Source organism: Arsenophonus endosymbiont of Bemisia tabaci Q2 (assembly GCF_902713415.1).
In the GTDB taxonomy this organism is placed as follows: domain Bacteria; phylum Pseudomonadota; class Gammaproteobacteria; order Enterobacterales; family Enterobacteriaceae; genus Arsenophonus.
In genome coordinates, this window is sequence record NZ_CACTIE010000307.1 from 1 (window position 1) to 1,006 (window position 1,006).

4 protein-coding genes and 1 pseudogene are annotated in these 1,006 nt (G+C 35.5%); 2 read left to right on the plus strand and 3 right to left on the minus strand.

The features are described 5' to 3' along the window. Positions 1-123: 123 nt before the first annotated feature. Positions 124-255: a branched-chain amino acid transport system II carrier protein gene (locus ARSQ2_RS11580; protein ID WP_420837787.1), complete on the plus strand. Its 132-nt coding sequence runs from the start codon at positions 124-126 to the stop codon at positions 253-255. Between the two features lie 26 nt (positions 256-281). Here the strand turns inward: ARSQ2_RS11580 and ARSQ2_RS13975 are convergent, their stop codons facing one another. After that, positions 282-407: a hypothetical protein gene (locus ARSQ2_RS13975; protein WP_255487715.1), complete on the minus strand. Its 126-nt coding sequence runs from the start codon at positions 405-407 to the stop codon at positions 282-284. Positions 408-429: 22 nt separating this feature from the next. Between ARSQ2_RS13975 and ARSQ2_RS11585 the strand changes: the two are divergent. Next, positions 430-736: pseudogene (locus ARSQ2_RS11585) on the plus strand (branched-chain amino acid transport system II carrier protein); the annotation flags it as partial. Here the strand turns inward: ARSQ2_RS11585 and ARSQ2_RS11590 are convergent. Together ARSQ2_RS11590 and ARSQ2_RS11595 are read right to left on the minus strand one after the other, a co-directional pair. Further along, entirely contained in the window at positions 664-819 is a 156-nt protein-coding gene (locus tag ARSQ2_RS11590; protein WP_181995373.1) for a hypothetical protein, read from the minus strand. The pseudogene ARSQ2_RS11585 and the gene ARSQ2_RS11590 sit on opposite strands and share 73 nt — an antisense overlap. Then, positions 759-1,006 (minus strand): transposase (locus ARSQ2_RS11595; protein ID WP_202880425.1); only part of this gene is annotated, 248 nt, incomplete at its 5' end. The genes ARSQ2_RS11590 and ARSQ2_RS11595, both read right to left, overlap by 61 nt.

A 1,006-nucleotide genomic window follows, 5' to 3' on the forward strand; every position in this document is an offset into this window, starting at 1 on the left:
AACCCTTCTTCTTCCATCGTAAATATCACTTTACGTCTAAAATCAATTGAATAGCTCATATAAATAATGTCATCAAAATTAAGTCGCTTAGCTATACAAATAACAACAAATTAACAAATAATTATGGCATATCGTTTAACATCTCGAGATATTTTAGCTTTAAGGTTTATGACCTTTGCGTTATTTCTAGGGGCAGGAAATATTATTTTTCCTCCTATGTTTGGAATATTTGCCTACCTATTCGCCAGATCTTAATCCAATTTAACATAAATGGGCACAAGCTAAATGCAAAAAAGAGCGCTCGGATGCGACACAGATATTTTGTTCGCATTCAATATGGTGTAATCAAAATATATGTTTTTTCTCCAATATAAATTTACTGATATAGAGTAATTACTTGTAATCATTTTAAAGTCGCCCAGCTATATTAATGGTTTTCTGAAAATGGATACCTTGGGTGCGATGGTGTTTGGCATTGTTATTGTTAATGCTGCCCGTTCACGTGGTGTCGAAAATTCTGCTCTTTTAACCCGTTATACCATGTGGGCTGGATTAATTGCCGGCGTGTTATTAACATTGGTTTATGTTTCACTGTTTAAACTGGGTGAGAATAGTGGCACCCTATTACCTAATGCCCAGCAATGGTGCTGATATTTTGCATGCCTATGTGCAACATACTTTTGGTAATTTTGGTAGCTTTTTCTTAGCGATACTCATTTTTGTTGCTTGTCTGGTATAGCTAAGCGACTTAATTTTGATTATACCATATTGAGTGCGAACAAAATATCTGTGTCGCATCCAAGCGCTCTTTTTTTGCATTTAACTTGTGCCCATTTATGTTCAATTGGATTAAGATCTGGCAAATAGGTAGGCAAATATTTCACCATATGCCCCGCATCGATAATGACTTGTTGAATACTCTGTTTCTTGTGAAAAGTTGCATTATCCATCATGATTACACTGTTTTTAGGAAGTACTGGGATAACGACTTGGGTGACCCATGCAT

What these genes read in the sequence shown, in the direction of transcription:
- ARSQ2_RS11580 (WP_420837787.1), top strand. Translation starts at nt 124, where the DNA reads ATGGCATATCGTTTAACATCTCGAGATATTTTAGCTTTAAGGTTTATG.
- ARSQ2_RS13975 (WP_255487715.1), bottom strand. Translation starts at nt 407, where the DNA reads ATGATTACAAGTAATTACTCTATATCAGTAAATTTATATTGGAGAAAA.
- ARSQ2_RS11590 (WP_181995373.1), bottom strand. Translation starts at nt 819, where the DNA reads ATGCAAAAAAAGAGCGCTTGGATGCGACACAGATATTTTGTTCGCACT.